General features: G+C 73.1%; 3 protein-coding genes. All 3 read left to right on the top strand.

Going from position 1 to position 18325, the window contains the following annotated elements:
* The first annotated feature begins 96 nt into the window (after positions 1-96).
* The 3 genes from CYFUS_RS33075 (at position 97) to CYFUS_RS33065 (ending at position 18318) form a co-directional block, all read left to right on the top strand.
* Positions 97-1293: a CaiB/BaiF CoA transferase family protein gene (locus CYFUS_RS33075; protein ID WP_095988853.1), complete on the top strand. Its 1197-nt coding sequence runs from the start codon at positions 97-99 to the stop codon at positions 1291-1293.
* A 271-nt stretch (positions 1294-1564) separates the two neighbouring features.
* On the top strand, positions 1565-9277 hold the full coding sequence (locus CYFUS_RS33070) for a type I polyketide synthase (protein ID WP_095988852.1): 7713 nt from the start codon (positions 1565-1567) through the stop codon (positions 9275-9277).
* Positions 9274-18318 (top strand): type I polyketide synthase, encoded by a 9045-nt coding sequence (locus CYFUS_RS33065; RefSeq protein ID WP_095988851.1) that lies wholly within the window; start codon positions 9274-9276, stop codon positions 18316-18318. The genes CYFUS_RS33070 and CYFUS_RS33065 overlap by 4 nt, the downstream gene beginning before the upstream one ends.
* Positions 18319-18325: the final 7 nt, after the last annotated feature.

The raw sequence follows: 18325 nt of genomic DNA, 5'->3' as shown, positions 1-18325 counted from the left end.
CGTCCCCCTTCCGGGCCGCGTGTTTCCTCGGGCGGCGCGCGCTCCTCTGGGGCTCGCGCCGCTTCTTTTTTTCCGCCTCGCCCCCCCCCCACGCCCATGAACACGCTTCCCCTGTCTGGCCTCAAGGTCCTGGATCTCTCCCGGCTGCTGCCGGGCCCGTACGCCACGCTGGTGCTCGCCGACCTGGGCGCCACGGTGGATCGGGTGGAGGACCCCGCCGGGGGCGATCCCCTGCGCCAGATGCCTCCCCTGAGCGACAGCGGCGAGAGCGCGCTGTTCTACGGGCTCAACCGCAACAAGCGCTCGCTCACGCTCGATCTCAAGTCCCCCGCGGGCCGCGATGCCTTCCTGCGCCTGGTGCGGGGCTACGACGTGCTCGTGGAGAGCTTCCGGCCGGGCGTCATGGATCGCCTGGGGCTGGGCTGGGACGCGCTGCACGCGCTCCACCCGCGGCTCGTCTACTGCGCCATCTCCGGCTACGGCCAGACGGGCCCGGACAGGCTCCAGGCGGGGCATGATCTCAACTACGTGGCGCGTGCGGGGGTGCTCGGCTACGGCGGACAGGCGGACGGCGCGCCCGCCTTTCCCGGCGTGCAGGTGGGCGACATCGGCGGCGGCAGCCTCTTCGCGCTGGTGGGCGTGCTCGCGGCGCTCCACGAGCGCGAGCGCACCGGCCAGGGTCGCTTCGTGGACGTGTCCATGACGGACGGCGCCCTGGCCTTCCTCCACATGCACCTGGCCGCGCGGCTCTTCCTCGGCGACCAGGCGCCCCCCCTGCGTCGCGGCGCGGACGTGCTCAACGGCGGCTTCGCCGGCTATGGGCTCTACCGCACCGCGGATGGCCGCTACCTCTCCGTGGGCGCCCTCGAACCCAAGTTCTTCGCCGGCGTGTGCGAGGTGCTCGGCCGCCCCGAGCTGCTCGCCGACGGCTACTCCCCGGGCGAGGCGGGCGCGCGCGTGAAGGCCGAGCTCACGCGCCTGTTCGCCGAGCATCCGCTGGCGTACTGGATGGAACGCTTCACCGGCCAGGACGTGTGTGTCGAACCCGTACTCGAAGGCGACGAGGTGCTCGCGGATGCCCAGCTGCGCGCCCGCGGTCTGTTCGCGCGGTCCGTGGATACCCCACGGGGGAGAACGGTGACCCACCTGCTCACGCCGCTGCGCCTGGGCGACACGCCGCTGCGTCCTCCTCCCTCTCTGGGACAGCACTCCCGGGAGATCCTCCAGGAAGCGGGCTTGAGCCTGGAAGAGATTGAAAAGCTGGGCATCCAGGCCATGCCAGGAATTGAATGACCCGTCTCCTGGTTGTTTTACAGCCCGGGAATCCCCGCCCTAGCCGCTTTCGCGCGGGTCTGTCTCTACCCGCTCCTCAAGCCAGAAAAGACATGCGATTTTGAAGGGGTTCAGATGGGGCCCCGCTCATATGCGCTGCGTCACAATAGACGACACCCGGGGTGCGCCCCCGGGTGGGTGAGCCTTCATGCGCTGGACACATGGAAACAGGCGAAGTCCGTAAGGGACGCAAGTCTTTGGCGGCTGGAAGCGGGACACAGGAAGGCAAGACATGACGGAGAGCGAGAACCCCCTGAAGCCCGGCACCCACACCGCCACGAAGGTGGAGCGCGACGAGGACGCGGAGACGGGAGCCCTGGCGGCCTCGGGTGAAGTGGAGCCGCTGGCGGTGGTGGGGTTGGCGTGCCGCTTTCCCGGGGCGCCGGACGCGGAGGCGTTCTGGCGCGTGTTGTGCGAGGGCCGGGAGTTGCTCCAGGAGGTTCCCGCGGATCGCTGGGACGCGCATGCCTGGTACGATCCGGACCCCCAGGCCGAGGGGCGGATGATCACCCGCCACGGCTATTTCCTCGAGGGGGTGAGCGGGTTCGATCCGCTCTTCTTCGGCATCTCCCCGCGCGAGGCCGCGGAGATGGATCCCCAGCAGCGGTTGATGCTGGAGGTGGCGTGGGAGGCCCTGGCGGACGCGGGCCTGCCCCCCTCGAGCCTCAAGGGCTCGCGCACGGGCGTGTTCATGGGCTCCATCTGGCATGACTACGCGGACCGCCACCTGAGCGAGCGCGCGGCGGTGACGCTGCACAGCGCCACGGGCCAGTCGCTCAACATCGTGGCCAACCGCCTCTCGTACACGCTGGGACTCAAGGGGCCGAGCCTCACGGTGGACACGGCGTGCTCCTCGTCGCTCGTGGCGGTGCACCTGGCGTGTCAGAGCCTGCGCTCGGGGGAGAGCCGGCTGGCGCTGGTGGGCGGCGTCAACCTGATGTTCTCGCCCGAGGCGAACGTGCTCCTGTCCAAGTTCGGCGGGCTGTCGCCGGACGGGCGCAGCAAGGCGTTCGCGGCGGGCGCGGATGGCTTCGGGCGAGGGGAGGGCGCGGGGCTCGTGGTGCTCCAGCCGCTGTCGGCGGCGATCGCCGCGGGCGCGCGCATCTACTGCATCATCCGCGGCAGCGCGGTGAACAACAACGGCCTGGGCAACGGGCTCACCGCGCCGAGCGTGCCCGGTCAGGCGGCGCTCCTGCGCGAGGCCTACGCGCGCGCGGGCGTGCCCACCAACCGCGTGCACTACGTGGAGACGCACGGCACGGGCACCGCCCTGGGAGACCCCACCGAGGCGAGCGCCCTGGGCGCGGCGCTCGGTGAGGGCCGTGCCATCGATCGGCCGCTGCTCATCGGCTCGCTCAAGGCGAACATCGGCCACCTGGAGGGCGCCGCGGGCATCGCGGGCGTCATCAAGGTGGCGCTCGCGCTGTCGCGCCGGCTCGTGCCCCCGCACATGCTGCACGGCGAGCCCAACCCCCGCATCCCCTTCGGCGAGCTGCGGCTGAGCCTGCCGCGCCACACGCTGCCCTGGCCCGGAGAGGACGGGCCGGCCACCGCGGGCGTGAGCGCGTTCGGCTGGGGCGGCACCAACGCCCACGTCGTGATGGAGGAGTCCCCCGTGGGGGGCGAGGACCTCCTGCCCCTGGCGGCCGACGGCGCCGAGGAGCTGCTCGCCCAGGCGGCCCGCGCGGAGGAGCTGGTGCTCAACCGCGCGGCGCCGGTGGCCCTGCGCGACCTGTGCCGCACCTGGGCCCTGCACGCGGGCGCGGGTGGCCACCGCGCGGCCATGGTGTTCCGCACGCGCTCGGACCTGGCCGCGCTGCTCAAGAGCCTGCGCCAGGGCAAGCGCCGCACGGGCCTCTTCACCGGCGAGCCCTGTGAGCGCCCGCGCGTGGCCTTCGTGTGCGCGCCCCAGGGCTCGGAATGGCCCGCCATGGGCCGGGAGCTGCTGGCCACCGAGCCCGTGTTCCGCGCCCGCGTGGAGGCACTGGACGCGAGCTTCATGCCGCTGGCGGGCTGGTCCCTCGTGGAGAGGCTGCGCGAGCCGCACGCGCGCGGGCAGACGGACGAGGACTCCGCGGAGCCCTTGACGTTCGCGGTGCAGATGGGGCTCGCGGCGCTGTGGCGCTCCTGGGGCGTGGAGCCCGAGGCCGTGGTGGGTCATGGCGTGGGCGAGGTGGCCGCGGCGTGCATCGCCGGCGGACTGGACGAGGTGGACGCGGTGTGGAAGGTGTATCGCGCGAGCCGCCTGCGGCAGTGGGAGCCCCTGCGCGACGAGCTGGAAGCGGCCCAGGAGCGGCTGTGGGAACGCTCGAGCGGCCCCATGTGGCTGTCCACCCTGGCGCGCGAGGTGGGCCCGGAGGGCCGCGTCGGTGACGCGCGCTGCCGCAACCCGCGCCAGCCGGTGCGCTTCGCCCAGGCCGCCGAGCGGCTCGTCTCCGAGGGCTTCGACACCTTCGTGGAGCTCAGCCCCCACCCGGTGCTGTGCCGTCCGGTGGAGCAGCTCTTGCGCAAGGCCGTGCGCGCGGGCGTGGTGGTGGGCTCGCTGCGGCGCGACGAGCCCCGCGCCGCCCTGCTCGAGGCGCTCGGGGCCCTGCATGCCCGGGGTGTCGCGGTGCGCTGGAGCGCGCTGCCTCCCCCGGAGTCGCCCGTGAGCGAGCTGCCCGCCCCGACACGGCCTTCCGGAGACTCCACGCGCGTGGAGCTGCTGCCCCTGTCCGCGCAGACGCCCGAGGCGCTCGCCCGGGCCGCGCACCTGCTGCTCGCCCGGCTCGAGGAGCGCCCGCTGTCGCTGCACGACGTCTGCTACACGGCCTCCGTCCACAGCGGCCACCTGCACTACCGCCTGGCGCTCCAGGCGCGCACCCACGCCGAGGCCCGGGCGAGCCTGGGCGCCTTCCTGCGCGGAGAGAGCCGCCCCGGCCTGTCCATCACCCGCCACGCGGATGGTCGGCACCAGCCCGTGGTGTTCGTCTTCCCGGGGCAGGGCTCGCAGTGGGCCGGCATGGGCCGGCGCCTCATGGCCGAGGAGCCCGTGTTCCGCTCCGCCATCGAGCAGTGCGACGCGGCGCTGCGCCGCCACGTGGACTGGTCCCTCGTGGAGCTGCTGCGCTCGGACTCGCCCGGGTGGATGGAGCGCGTGGATCAGGTGCAGCCCGCGCTCTTCGCCGTGCAGGTGGCGCTCGCGCGGCTGTGGCGCGCCTGGGGCGTGGTGCCCGATGGCGTGGTGGGCCACAGCATGGGCGAGGTGGCCGCGGCGCACGTGGCCGGGGCGCTGAGCCTCGACGACGCGGCGCGCGTCATCTGCCGTCGCAGCCTGCTGCTGCGCCGCGTGAGTGGCCAGGGCGGCATGGCCATGGTGGAGCTGACGTTGGAGGAGGCCCGCGCCGCCATCCAGGGCCTGGAGGACTGGCTGTCCGTGGCCGCCAGCAACAGCCCCCGCTCCACCGTGCTCTCCGGGGATACCCACGCGCTCGGCCAGGTGCTGGAGAAGCTGGAGGCCCAGGAGGTGTTCTGCCGCCGGGTGAAGGTGGACGTGGCCTCGCACAGCCCGCAGATGGAGCCCCTGCGCGAGGATCTGCTGCGCGCCCTGGAGGGCCTGTCGCCCCGGCGCGGCGAGGTGCCGCTGTACTCCACGGTGACGGGCCAGGTGATGGACGGCTCGGACCTGGAGCCGGCCTACTGGGTGCGCAACCTGCGCGAGCCGGTGCTGCTCTCGCCGGTGGTGGAGCGCCTGGCCACCAGCGGCCACACGCTCTTCGTGGAGGTGAGCCCGCATCCGGTGCTGCTGCCCTCCATCGAGCAGACCATCGCCCACCTGCGCCTGGAGGGCACGGTGCTGCCGTCGATGCGGCGCGAGAAGAACGAGCGCGAGGTGATGCTGGAGACGCTCGGTGGCCTCTACGTGGTGGGCCACGAGGTGGAGTGGAAGGCGCTCTACCCGGAAGGGGGCCGCCAGGTGCGGCTGCCGGACTATCCCTGGCAGCGCCAGGACTGCTGGTTCCAACCCGGTGCCAAGCCGGCCCTCCCCCAGGGGCAGCGCGAGGCGGCGCCGGCCTCGGTGCTGGGCGAGCCCCGCCGCTCCTCCCTGCGCCCCGGGGCCTTCTTCTGGGACGTGGACGTGGGACTCCAGTCCATTCCCTGGCTGGCGGACCACAAGGTGCAGGGCTCCGTGCTGCTGCCCACCACGGCCTACCTGGACTGGGTGATGACGGCGGTGCAGTCCGCGCTCGGCCCCGGGCCCTGGGTGCTCGAGGAGCTGCGCATCGACGACGCCCTGGCGCTGCTCGGCGACAGCGTGCGCCGGGCCGAGCTGCTCGTGGACGTGAGCTCCACGGGCGCCATCTCCTTCAAGGTGTCCAGCTTCATCCCCACCCCGGGCGGCAGCGGCGCGGAGATGTGGACGGTGCACGCGGGCGGCCGGGTGCGTGCCTCGGACAGCCACACCCGGAGCGCGCCGGCGCCCGTCGTGGTGGAGGAGCTCCAGCGGCGCCTGCCGTCCCGGCTGCTCATCGGCGAGGCGCACTACCACGAGATGGAGCAGCGCGGACTCCAGTACGGCCCCACCTTCCGCGGCGTGCAGGAGGTGTGGAGCACGGACGGCGAGGCCCTGGGCCGCATCGCCGTGCCCGAAGCGCTCGGGGCCGCGGGCGGCCTGCACCCCGGGGTGCTCGACGCGGCGCTCCAGGTGTTGCTCGAGTGCCTGCCCTCGGATGAGACCACCTTCGTGCCCGTGCGCCTGCGCCACTTCGAGCTGCTGCGCCGGGGCTCGCCCCAGTGGGCCCACGCGCGCATCACCCCCCGCGAGTCCTGGCGCAAGGGTTCCACCCTGGAGGGCGACGTGACGCTGCTGGACGGGCAGGGCGCCGCGCTCGCCGTGGTGGAGGGCCTGGAGCTCGCGGCCCTGCCCACGCGCTACGGCAAGGCGCGCGCCGAGCAGGATCGCTCGCTCTTCGAGGTCGCCTGGCGCCGCGCGGGTCTGCCCGCCGTGTTCGAGCCGGGCTCCGCCGACACGCCGTGGCTCATCTTCCAGGATGCCTCCGGCGTGGGCGAGGCGCTCGCGCAGATGCTGGAGTCGTGGGGCGGGGCGTGCGTCCGCGTGGAGGCGGGCACGGGCCTGCGCCGCATCCACGCCCGTCACTACACCGTGGCCCCGGGCTCGCGCGAGGACCTGAGCGCCGTGGTGCGCCAGTGCTTCCCCGAGGAGAACTCCTGCGCGGGCGTGGCCTACCTGTGGGGCCTGGACGCGGCCGAGCCGGACGCGCCGGGCGAACAGGCGCTCGAGTCGGCGATGCGCACCTGCGGCGGCGCACTCCGGGTGGTGCAGGAGATGCTGCGCTGGGGCTGGAGGGATCCGCCGCGGCTGTGGCTGGTGACGCGCGGGGCGTGGCCGGTGCTGGGCTCACCCACGCCGGGCGCGCTCCAGGCGGCGCTCTGGGGCCTGGGCCGCACGGTGGGGCAGGAGCACCCGGAGCTGCGCTGCACGTGCGTGGACCTGGATCCTTCCTCCGCCCAGGTGGACGTGGAGTCGCTGGGCCGGGAGCTGTCGGCGCGCGCGGAGGACGAGCAGGTGGCCCTGCGCGGGGGAACGCGCATGGTGGCGCGGCTCGTGCGGCGCTCGGCGGCCAAGGACATGCTCAACGAGCCCCTGCTGCCCGCGGTTGGCAGGAGCTTCCTGGTGGAGACGGCACCCGCGGCCTCCTTCGGCGGCGTGGTGGTCCGCATGGCCGAGCGGCGCCGCCCCGCGCGCGGAGAGGTGGAGATCGCCGTCGAGGCCTCGGCCCTCAACTTCATCGACGTGATGAAGACCATGGGCCTGTACGTGATGAAGGACGTGGAGGGGGGACGCTCGGGCGTGCCGCTGGAGGGGCTGCCGCTCGGACTGGACTGCGCGGGCCGGGTGGTGGCGGTGGGCGAGGGCGTGGAGGGACTCGCGGTGGGTGACGCGGTGGTGGCCTTCACGCGCTCGGCCATGGCCTCGCACGTCGTCGTGGACGCGCGCTTCGTGGCGCGCCGGCCCCCGGACATGGGCGTGGAGGAGGCCAGCTCCATCCCCAGCGTCTTCATGACGGCCTGGTACGCGTTGCACCACCTCGCCCACCTGGGCGCGGGCGAGCGCATCCTCATCCACTCGGCCGCGGGTGGGCTCGGGCTCGCGGCGGTGCAGATCGCCCAGGCGCTGGGCGCGGAGGTGTTCGCCACCGCGGGCACGCCCGAGAAGCGCGAGCTGCTGCGCGGCATGGGCATTGCCCACGTGATGGACTCGCACACGCTCGCCTTCGCCGACGAGGTGATGCGCGTGACGGACGGGGAGGGCGTGGACGTGGTGCTCAACTCCCTCTCCGGAGACGCCATCACCCGGAGCATGGAGGTGCTGGCTCCGGACGGCCGCTTCCTCGAGGTGGGCAACCGGGACATCCACGCCGGACGCTCGCTGGAGCTGTCCCAGTTCAGCCGTCGGCTCATGTACGTCGCCATCGACCTGGGCGGCTTGCGTGATCGTCGGCCGGCGCTGTGCGCGCGCCTGTTGCACGAGGTGATGGAGCGCATGGCCTCCGGCATGCTCCGGCCCGTCCAGCACCGCTCCTTCCCCGTGTCGCAGGTGTCGGAGGCCTTCCGGGAGATGGCGCGGGGCCAGCACGTGGGCAAGCTCGTCGTCACGATGCAGGATCCGCAGCTGCGCGTCGTCCCGCCCAAGCCGGGCTTCCGGGTGCGCGCGGACGGCTCGTACCTCATCACCGGAGGACTCGGGGGCCTGGGTCTGTCGGCGGCCCAGTGGCTCGTGGGGCATGGCGCACGTCACCTGGTGCTGCTGGGCCGCGGCGCCCCGTCCGAGTCCGTCACCGAGAAGCTGGAGGCGATGCGGGCCACGGGGGCGCGCGTGGAGGTGGCGCGCGTGGACGTGGCGGACGCCCGGGGGCTCGCCGAGGTGGTGGCGCGCACGCACGGCGAGCTGCCCACGCTCCGGGGCGTGCTGCACTGCGCGGGTGTGCTCGATGACGGCATCCTCGAGCAGCAGGAGCCCTCGCGCTTCCGCGAGGTGCTGACGCCGAAGATCCAGGGCGCCTGGAACCTGCACGCGCTCACCCGCGACGAGCCGCTGGACTTCTTCGTCCTCTACTCCTCCATGGCGGCGCTGCTGGGCATGCCGGGACAGGGCAACTACGCGGCGGCCAACGCCGCCATGGACGCGCTGGCCCACCACCGGCGCCAGCAGGGCCTGCCCGCCCTGAGCGTGAACTGGGGACCCTTCTCCGAGGTGGGTCTGGCCGCGGCGCGGGCCAACCGGGGCGAGCGCCTCGCGTTCCAGGGCATGGCGAGCTTCACGACCAGACAGGGCGACGTGCTGCTCGAGCGCCTGCTCGCGGAGGGCGCGGCGAACGCGGGCGCGGTGCTGTTGGATCTGCGCCAGTGGTTGCAGTTCTTCCCGAGCGCGGCCTCCCAGCACGTCTGGGAGGAGCTGGCGCAGGAGAGTCACGCCGAGGGCGCGCGGGGTCGCTCCAGCCTGCTGTTGGATCTCAAGCGCTGCGCGCCGGGCGGACGCGTGGCGATGCTGGAGAACTACCTGCGCGAGCGGCTCGCCCAGGTGCTCCGGGTGGACCCCACGCGTATCGGGCGGCATGAGCCGTTCCGGGGCCTGGGGCTCGACTCGCTGATGAGCCTGGAGCTGCGCAACCGCATCGAGGCCGCGCTGGACCTGAAGCTGTCGGTGACGCTGCTGTGGGCGCGCTCCACGCTGATGGCCCTGTCGGCCTACCTGCTGGAGCAGCTCGGCCTGGCGCCCGTGCAGGAGCAGGCGGCGCCGGCGGCGCCCGTGGAGAAGCCTCGCAAGGAGAAGAGCCGGCCCGCTCCCGTGGAGCAGGAGGTGCACCAGCTCGCCGAGCTGTCCGAGGGGAAGTTGCTCGAGATGGTGGATGACGCGCTGGCGGGCTGGGAGGACGCATCGTGAGCGAGGAGGGCAAGGAGGAAATCAAGCAGCGCCTGGCCCGCGCGGTGATGGCGATGCAGAAGATGCAGGCGCGCATCGACTCGCTCGAGCGCGCGCGTGCCGAGCCCATCGCCCTGGTGGGCATGGGGTGCCGCTTCCCGGGAGGCGCCGATACGCCGGAGGCCTACTGGGAGTTGCTGGCCGCGGGCCGGGACGTCGTTCGCCGCGAGCCGGCCTCGCGCCGCTTCGGGTCCGACTCGGGTGCTCCCCGCTGGGCGGGCTACCTGGAGGACGTGAGCGGCTTCGACGCGGAGTTCTTCGGCATCTCCCCCCGCGAGGCCGCCAGCCTGGATCCCCGCCAGCGCCTGTTGTTGGAGGTGGCGTGGGAGGCGCTGGAGCACGCGGGGCAGGATCCCGAGCGCCTCGTGGACACCGCCACGGGCGTCTTCGTGGGGCTCACCGGGGATGACTACGCGCGGCTCCTGCCCACGGATCCGGAGAGCATCGACGCCTACTTCTCCACGGGCAACGGCCACTGCTTCCCGCCCGGACGCCTGTCGTACACGCTCGGGCTGCGGGGCCCGAGCCTCTCGGTGGACACGGCGTGCTCCTCGTCGCTCGTGGCGGTGCACCTGGCTTGTCAGAGCCTGCGCTCGGGCGAGTGTGACGTGGCGCTCGCGGGCGGCGTGAACCTGGTGCTGCACCCGTCCGTCACCCAGTCGCTCATCCGCATGCAGGCGCTCTCCCCGAATGGCCGGTGCAGCGCCTTCGACGCTCGCGCCAATGGCTTCGTCCGGGGCGAGGGCTGTGGCGTCGTGGTGCTCAAGCGCCTGTCGGACGCCCAGGCCCGGGGAGACCGGATCCTCGCGCTCATCCGCGGCTCGGCCGTCAACCAGGACGGGCGCTCGCAGGGACTCACCGCGCCCAACGTGCTCGCCCAGCGGGACTTGCTGCTCCAGGCCCTGAAGAACGCGAAGCTGCAACCCTCGGCGCTCGGGTACGTGGAGGCCCATGGCACGGGTACGCCCCTGGGCGATCCCATCGAGGTGGAGGCCCTGGTGGAGGTGCTGGGCCAGCCCCGGCCCGATGGGCAGCGGTGCGCGCTCGGCTCGGTGAAGACGAACATGGGCCACCTGGAGGCGGCCGCGGGCATCGCCGGGTTGATGAAGGCGGCGCTCGCGCTCCAGCACGAGGCCATTCCCAAGCACCTGAACTTCAGCCGGCTCAACCCCCGCATCCGCCTGGACGGCACGCCCTTCTTCGTGCCCACCGAGACGCAGGCCTGGAAGCGCTCGGCTCAGCCCCGGTTCGCGGGCGTGAGCGCGTTCGGCATGAGCGGCACCAACGCGCACATCATCCTCGAGGAGGCGCCTCTTCCGGCCGCCCCCACGCGCGCGCCCGCTCCGCGCCCCGCGCACCTGTTGACGCTCTCGGCACGCAACGAGGACGCGCTGGGGGAACTCGCGCGCCGCTACGCCAGCCACCTCTCCGCCCACCCCGAGGAGGACGCGGCGGACGTGTGCTTCACCGCCAACACGGCTCGCGCGCGCATGGAGCACCGGCTGTCCGTGGTGGGTGGCTCGACACAGGTGCTCGCCGAGCGCCTGTCCGCGTTCGCCTCGGGCGCACGGCAGGAGCGCGTGGCCCAGGGGAAGGCGGGACACACGCCGCCCCGGGTGGCCTTCCTCTTCACCGGCCAGGGCGCGCAGTTCGCCGGCATGGGCCGCCGGTTGTTCGAGACGTCCCCCGTCTTCCGTGACGCGCTGGAGCGCTGTGCCTCGCGGCTCTCGCCCCGGATGGATCTGCTGTCGGTGCTCTACCCGAAGGACGGGGTGACCTCGCCCATCGATCAGACGGCCTTCAGCCAGCCGGCGCTCTTCGCCCTGGAGTACGCGCTCGCGGAGCTGTGGCGCTCGTGGGGCGTGGTGCCCGACGCGGTGATGGGCCACAGCGTGGGCGAGTTCGCCGCCGCGTGCGTGGCGGGCATCCTCTCCATGGAGGACGCGCTGGACCTCATCGCCGAGCGCGGTCGGCTCATGCAGGCCCTGCCGGCGGGCGGCGTCATGGCCATGGTGTTCGCCTCCCGCGAGCAGGTGGAGCCGCTGCTCGCGAAGGAGCCCGGACGCGTCTCGATCGCCGCGGACAACGCCCCGGGCCAGCTCACCGTGTCCGGTGAGGCGGCGGCCGTGGGACGCATCCTCGCGGCGCTGGAGGCCCAGGGCCTCGCGACGCGCAAGCTCAACGTCTCGCACGCCTTCCACTCTCCCTTGATGGAGCCGATGCTCGACGCGCTGGAGGCCAGGGCGGCGCGCATGGCGCGTGCTCCCGGCCAGGTGCCCCTCGTCTCCAACGTGACGGGCCGGGTGGTGGGCCCCTCGGAGCTGGGCGCACCGGGCTACTGGCGCCGCCACGCGCGCGAGGCCGTGCGCTTCCAGGAGGGCATGGCGTCGCTGCGTGGCCTGGGCATCGACGTCTTCGTGGAGGTGGGCCCGAACGCCACGCTGCTGGGTCTCGGCAAGGCGTGCCTGGGAGACGGGCCCACGTGGCTCGCCTCGCTGCGCAAGGGTCAGGACGATCAGGAGCAGATGCTGGACACCCTGGGCCGCCTGTTCGTCCAGGGCCACTCCCAGGAGTGGAAGGGCGTGGATCCCGAGCCCGCGCGCCGCAAGCTCGTGCTGCCGCGCTACCCGTGGCGGCGTCAGCGGCATTGGGCCATTCCGGAGACGTCCGTCACCGTCGCGCCCCAGGTGGAGGTGTCACGGCCCGCCCGGGAGGGAGGGAGCAGAGGTGCCCGGTACGCGGTGGACTGGCGGCCCTCGGTGCGCGCGGGGTCCGAGGTGTCTCCAGCGCGGGGTTCCTGGCTGGTGGTGGGCGAGGGCGAGGAGGGCCGTCGGCTCGCCGCGCACCTCGAGTCCCAGGGCACGGCCTGCGTGACGGTGGCGCCGTCGGCCTTCGCGGGGGCATGGCGGGAGCACGCGGCCTCGTGCGCGGGCGTGGTGTTCCTGCGCGCCCTGGAGACGGAGCGGGCGCACGAGGCGTGTCTGGAGCTGGCCTCGGTGCTTCACGTCCTGGAGGGGACTCCGGACGCGGCGGCCCGTGTGTGGGTGGTGACCCGGAACGCGCATTCCCCGAGCGCGGAGGCGCGCGTGAATCCCTCCCAGTCCCTGCTGTGGGGGCTCGGAAGGACCGTGTCGCTGGAGAGTTCTCAGCACTGGGGTGGGTTGATCGACCTGGGGTCCGAGGAGGGCGTGGAGCGGCTCTGGGAGGAGCTGCGCTCGGCGGACGGCGAGGATCAGGTGCTCCTGCGGGGCGGCCAGCGCTACGTGGCGCGGCTGATGGAGCGGGAGGCGCCCGAACTCCAGCCCTTGCCCGTGAGCGCCGATGCCACCTACCTCATCACCGGAGGCAAGGGGGCGCTCGGACTGAACGTGGCGCGCCGGCTGGTGCGGCGCGGGGCCCGCCATCTCGTGCTCACCATGCGCGGGGCCTTTCCCGAGCGCTCGCGATGGGACGAACTCCAGGGCCACGGGGACGAGCAGGCCCGGCGGATCGCCGCGGTGCGCGAGCTGGAGGCGGCGGGCGCCGAGGTGTGGCTGGTCCAGGCGGATGTGTCCCAGCGTGACGCGATGGCGGCGCTGCTCGAGCGGATGAAGGGCGCGCTGCCACCCCTGCGCGGAATCGTCCACGCGGCGGGGGTATCCGCGACGGCGCGGGTGGCGGACCTGGACGCGGAGACGCTCGGGCGGGTGCTGGCACCCAAGGTGGATGGCGCGTGGAACCTCCATGCGTTGACGCGCGAGCAGCCATTGGACTTCTTCGTGCTCTTCTCCTCGGTCGCGGGGGTGTGGGGCTCGTCGAACGGGGGCGCCTACGCGGCGGCCAATGCCTTCCTGGACGGGCTCGCGGCGCACCGGCGGGCCCTGGGGCTCGTGGCGACGAGCATCGACTGGGGCCTGTGGGAGGGCGCGGGCCTGGCGACGATCGAGGAGCGGGTCTGGCTGGAGGGCGTGGGGTTGGAGGCGCTCGATCGCGAAGCCGCCCTGGACTGGATGGAGCGGCTCGTGGCCTCGGGGGTGTCTCACTCCGTGGTGGCGAGTGTGCGCTGGGAGCGTTTTCGCTCCCTGCTCGAGGCCCGGAGGCCCCGGCCGTTCCTGGCGGACCTCCGCGTGCACGCTGCCTCCGAGCCCACGCGGGCGCTCCCCGAGGGCAAGGCACCTCCCCGGCCGGCATGGAAGGACGCGGCCACGCCGTCCGCCCGGCGCGAGGCCGTGGGCGCGCTGGTCCGCGAGACGGTGTCGCGCACGCTGGGCCTGTCCGCCGGACAGTCCCTCGACGCCGAGCGCGGCTTCCATGAGCTGGGGTTGGATTCCATCATGGCGGTGGAAATGAAGGGTCGGCTCGAGGATCAGTTCGGGCTGACGCTGCCGGCGACGCTCGCGTTCAACTACCCGAACGTTCGCGCGCTCACCGAGCACCTCGACTCGCTGCTGCATCAGGAGTCGCCCCTCGCCGCGACGACCGAGGCCCGTGCCGAGGCCGCTCCGGACGAGCCCATCGCCATCGTCGGCATGGCGTGCCGGATGCCTGGGGGAGCGGACACGCCCGAGGCCTTCTGGCGGCTGTTGAAGGAGGGGACGGACGCCATCGCGGAGATTCCGGCGGATCGCTGGGACGTGGAGAGCTGGTACGACCCGGACCCCGAGGTGCCGGGGAAGATGTACGTGCGCGCGGGCGGCTTCCTGCGCGAGGTGGACCGATTCGATCCCCGCTTCTTCGGCATCTCGCCGCGCGAGGCGGAGAGCATGGATCCGCAGCAGCGGTTGATGCTGGAAGTGGCCTGGGAGGCGCTGGAGCGTGCGGGGCAGGACGTGAGCGCGCTGAAGGGCTCGCGCACGGGTGTCTTCGTGGGCGTCACCGCGGCGGACTACGCGCGGGTCATCCTCCAGGGGCCCGCCGAGCAGGTGGATGCGTGGTTCGCCTCGGGCACGTCGCTCAACGCGGTGGCCGGGCGCGTGTCGTATCTGCTCGGGTTGCAGGGGCCGAGCCTGGTGGTGGACACGGCGTGCTCGTCGTCGCTGACGGCGTTGCACCTGGCGTGTCAGAGCCTGCGCTCGGGCGAGTCCACGCGGGCCCTGGCGGCGGGGGTGAACGTCATCCTCTCGCCCGAGTCGATGCTGGCGGTGAGCAAGGCGCGGATGCTGGCGCCGGACGGGAGGTGCAAGACTTTCGACGCGTCGGCCAATGGCTTCGCGCGGGCGGAGGGCTGTGGGGTGCTCGTGCTGGAGCGGCTGTCGGACGCGAAGGCGCGCGGCTCCAACATCCTCGCGGTCATCCGGGGCTCGGCGGTGAACCAGGACGGGCCGAGCAGCGGGCTCACGGTGCCCAATGGTCAGGCGCAGCGGGCGGTCATCCAGCAGGCCTTGCGCGGCGCGGGCGTGGCTCCGGCGGAGGTGAGCTACCTGGAGGCGCACGGCACGGGGACGTCGCTGGGAGACCCCATCGAGGCCGAGGCGATGTGGTCGGTATTGAAGGAGGGGCGCCAGGGCAACGAGTCGCTGTGGATGGGCTCGGTGAAGACGAACGTGGGCCACCTGGAGTCGGCGTCGGGCGTGGCGGGGGTGATGAAGGTGGTGCTGGCGCTGCGGCACGGCCAGTTGCCGGCGCACCTGCACCTGAAGACGCCCAACCCGCACATCGACTGGAAGGGAATGGGGGTGAAGGTACCGGTGGCGCTGACGGACTGGGCGCCCACGCAGGGCCGGCGCATCGCGGGGGTGAGCTCCTTCGGCTTCAGCGGGACGAACGCCCACGTGGTGCTGGAGGAGGCGCCCGCGCCCGAGCGGACGCGTCCGGAGACGGAGCCGCGGCGGCACGTGCTGCTGCTGTCGGCGCGGAGCCCCGAGGCCCTGCGTGCCCTGGCGGGCCGTTACGCGCGGGCCCTGGAGGACGGAGTGGACGTCGTGGACATGTGCTTCACGGCGGCGGTGGGCCGGACGCGCTTCGAGCATTGGCTCACGGTGGAGGCCGACTCGGCGGAGCGGATGCGCGAGCGGCTGTCCGCGCTGGAGGTGGGCCAGTCCCCCGAGGGCGTGGTGTTCGGAAGCGGAGCGGACCAGGCGCCCCGGTGGGAGCCCTCGGAGTTCGCGGCGGGTGGGGGACGGCTCATCCCCCTGCCCACCTATCCCTTCCAGCGTCAGCGCTACTGGTGGAAGGGCTCGACGCCCCGCGCGGCGTCCCGGAACCACGAGGCTCCGGTGCCCCACTTCGGTCGGCGGCTGCGGTCTCCGGCGCTCGACGCGATCGTCTACGAGACGGTGTACGGACCCTCGCGTCCGGTCCACCTCGACGATCACCGGCTCTACGGAACCCGCGTCGCGGCGGGCTCCTCGCACGTGTCGTTGCTGCTGTCGGTGATCGAGGACGTGTATGGCTCTCCCGCGTGCACCCTGGAGAACCTGGCCTTCCCACGCGCGCTGATCCTCTCCGAGAACGAGGAGCGCGCGGTGCAGATCATCCTGTCTCCGCCGGAGCGCGGGGGCGCGTTCGAGGTGAAGTCGTTGGCGGCCGACGGCGGCGGGGAGACGTGGCTGCCGCATGTCAGTGGTTCCCTGAGCCTCGGTGAGGCTCCGCCCCCGGAGCCGTGGGAGTCCCGGGAGGAACTCCAGACGCGCTGCCAGGAAGTCCTGCGGGGCGAGGACTTCTACCGGGGGATGCGCGGACAGGGCTACGTGCTCGGTTCGAGCTACATGTGGATCCACTCGGCGAAGCGCGGGGGCATGGACATCCTCGGAGAGCTGCGGCTGCCCGAGCTGCCGGACTCGCTGGAGGAGCACGTGCTCCATCCCGGCTTCGTGGACTCGTGCTTCCAGGTGCTCACGAGCTGGACGCTGGAGTACCAGTCGCGCTTCCCCGACGCGATCCTCATCCCCTTCAGCATCTCGCGCTTCACCGTGCACCGGCGGCCCCGGGGCACGGTGTGGTGCCATGCTCGCGTCCGGGAAGACGGCCGGGCCGGGGTGGGGGCGTCCCTGGGCGGCGATCTGCGCATCTACGACGAGCAGGGCCTGGTGGCGGAGGTGCTCGGCTTCCGCGCGCGGATGGCGAGCCGAGAGGCCGTGCGTCCGGGACTCCAGGCGCCGCGGGAGGAGGCGCGCTACGAGCTGACCTGGAAGCCCGAGCCGCCTCCGTCCGGGACCCTGCCCGCGCTGGATCCCCGGCCCTGGGTGCTGTGGATGGACCGGCACGGCGTGGGTGAGCGGCTCGGGCGGCTGTTGGAGGAGCACGGGGCCCGGGTCATCCGGGTCCGCTCGGCGGCCGTGTTCCAGAAGCTCGGCGCGGACTCCTTCGAGGTGGATGCGTGGAGGCCGGAGGACTGCGCGCGCGCGCTGAGCGAGGCCCTGGGCGCGGAGGGTTGCGCGGGGGTGGTGTACCTGGCGGGCCTCGATGCCCGTGCCTCCGAGGACGCGTCGGCGGACACCGTGCAGCGCGCCGTCCTGGAGGCGAGCGGCGGGGCCCTGCACCTGGTGAAGGCGCTGGTGGGGAGCAACACGGTGGTGCCGGTGTGGCTCGTCACGCAAGGCGCCCAGGCGGTGCGCAATGGCCCGGTGAGCCTGCCCCAGGCGCCATTGTGGGGCCTCGGCCGGGTCATCGATCGCGAGCATCCCGAGCTGCGCTGCACGCGCGTGGACCTGGACGCCCGGGACGAGGAGGGCAGCCTCCGGGGGCTGCTGGCCGAGCTGACCCGTGGTGCGAGCACCGCCGGACGCGAGGTGGTGTTGCGCCGGGGCGTGCGGCTGCACCCCGAGTTGCGCGAGGAGCGGGGTGGACGGGACGTGGCCCCCGTGCTGCTCCCGGAGGCCACCTACCTCATCACGGGAGGGCTCGGAGGACTGGGCCTGGAGGTGGCGAAGTGGATGGTGGAGCGGGGCGCGCGACACCTGGTGCTGGTGGGACGCCGGGCGCCCTCGGCGCTGGCCACCGAGGCGGTGCGTGCCCTGGAACGCGCGGGGGCCCAGGTGACGCTCGCGTCCGTGGACGTGTCGCGCGAGGAGGAGGTGTCCCGGCTGCTGCGTCAGGTGGATGCGGCGTCTCCGCCCCTGCGGGGTGTCATCCACGCGGCGGGCGTGCTGGAGGATGGCGCGCTGCTGCAACAGGAGCTGGAGCGCTTCGAGCGGGTGATGAACCCGAAGGTCGCGGGCGCGTGGAACCTGCACCGGCTCACGCGTGACCGGCCCCTGGACTTCTTCGTTCTCTTCTCCTCGGCCTCCGCGCTGCTCGGCTCGGGAGGGCAGGGCAACTACGCCGCGGCGAACGCCTTCCTGGACGCGCTGGCGCACGAGCGGCGGGCGCACGGATTGCCCGCGCAGTCGCTCGACTGGGGACCCTGGGCGGAGACGGGGATGGTGGGCGCGTCGGATGGTGCTTTGGCCCGATCGCTGGAGCGCCGAGGCATCCGGCCGCTGCCCACGGCGGGGGCGCTCGCGTTGTTCGGCGAGGCGCTCGCGAGTGGCCGGCCCCAGGTGGCGCTCCTGTCCATCCAGTGGCCGGTGTACCTGGAGTCGCTGGGGGCCCTGGGCCGCTCGCCGCTCTACGCGGCGCTGGCGCCGGTCCGTGCCGCCGAGACGCACGCGGGTGCACGACTCGCCGAGCGACTGCGGAGCGCACTGCCCCAGGAGCGCTCCCGTCTGCTGGTGCGCAGCCTCCAGGAGGAAACGGCGCGCATCCTGCGGCTGGAGCCCTCGGAGGTCGACTGGCGCCAGGGCTTCGCCGAGCTCGGGATGGACTCGCTGATGGCGATCGAGCTGCGCAATGTGTTGCAGAAGCAGCTCGGCGCGCCGGTGCCCGCGACGGTGGCGTTGGATCACCCCACCGTCGACTTCCTGGGACAACACCTGCTCACCGACGTCTTGAAGCTCGACGTCCAGGCGGCGCCGGCCGAGCCGCCTCCTCCTGCCCCCATCGTGGTCAAGGCCTCCCCGGTGCCCGCGGCGGAGGACCTGGATGCGTTGTCGGATGCCGAGCTGGCGCGGCTGGTGGCCGAGGATCTCGCCAAGGATTCGTGAGGACCCG

Source organism: Cystobacter fuscus (assembly GCF_002305875.1).
Classification (GTDB): domain Bacteria; phylum Myxococcota; class Myxococcia; order Myxococcales; family Myxococcaceae; genus Cystobacter; species Cystobacter fuscus_A.
Note: the sequence above shows the minus strand (reverse complement) of the source record. Positions and strands in the feature narration are given on the sequence as shown.

Coding starts and splice junctions, on each gene's coding strand:
- CYFUS_RS33075 (WP_095988853.1), top strand. CDS start 97: ATGAACACGCTTCCCCTGTCTGGCCTCAAGGTCCTGGATCTCTCCCGG.
- CYFUS_RS33070 (WP_095988852.1), top strand. CDS start 1,565: ATGACGGAGAGCGAGAACCCCCTGAAGCCCGGCACCCACACCGCCACG.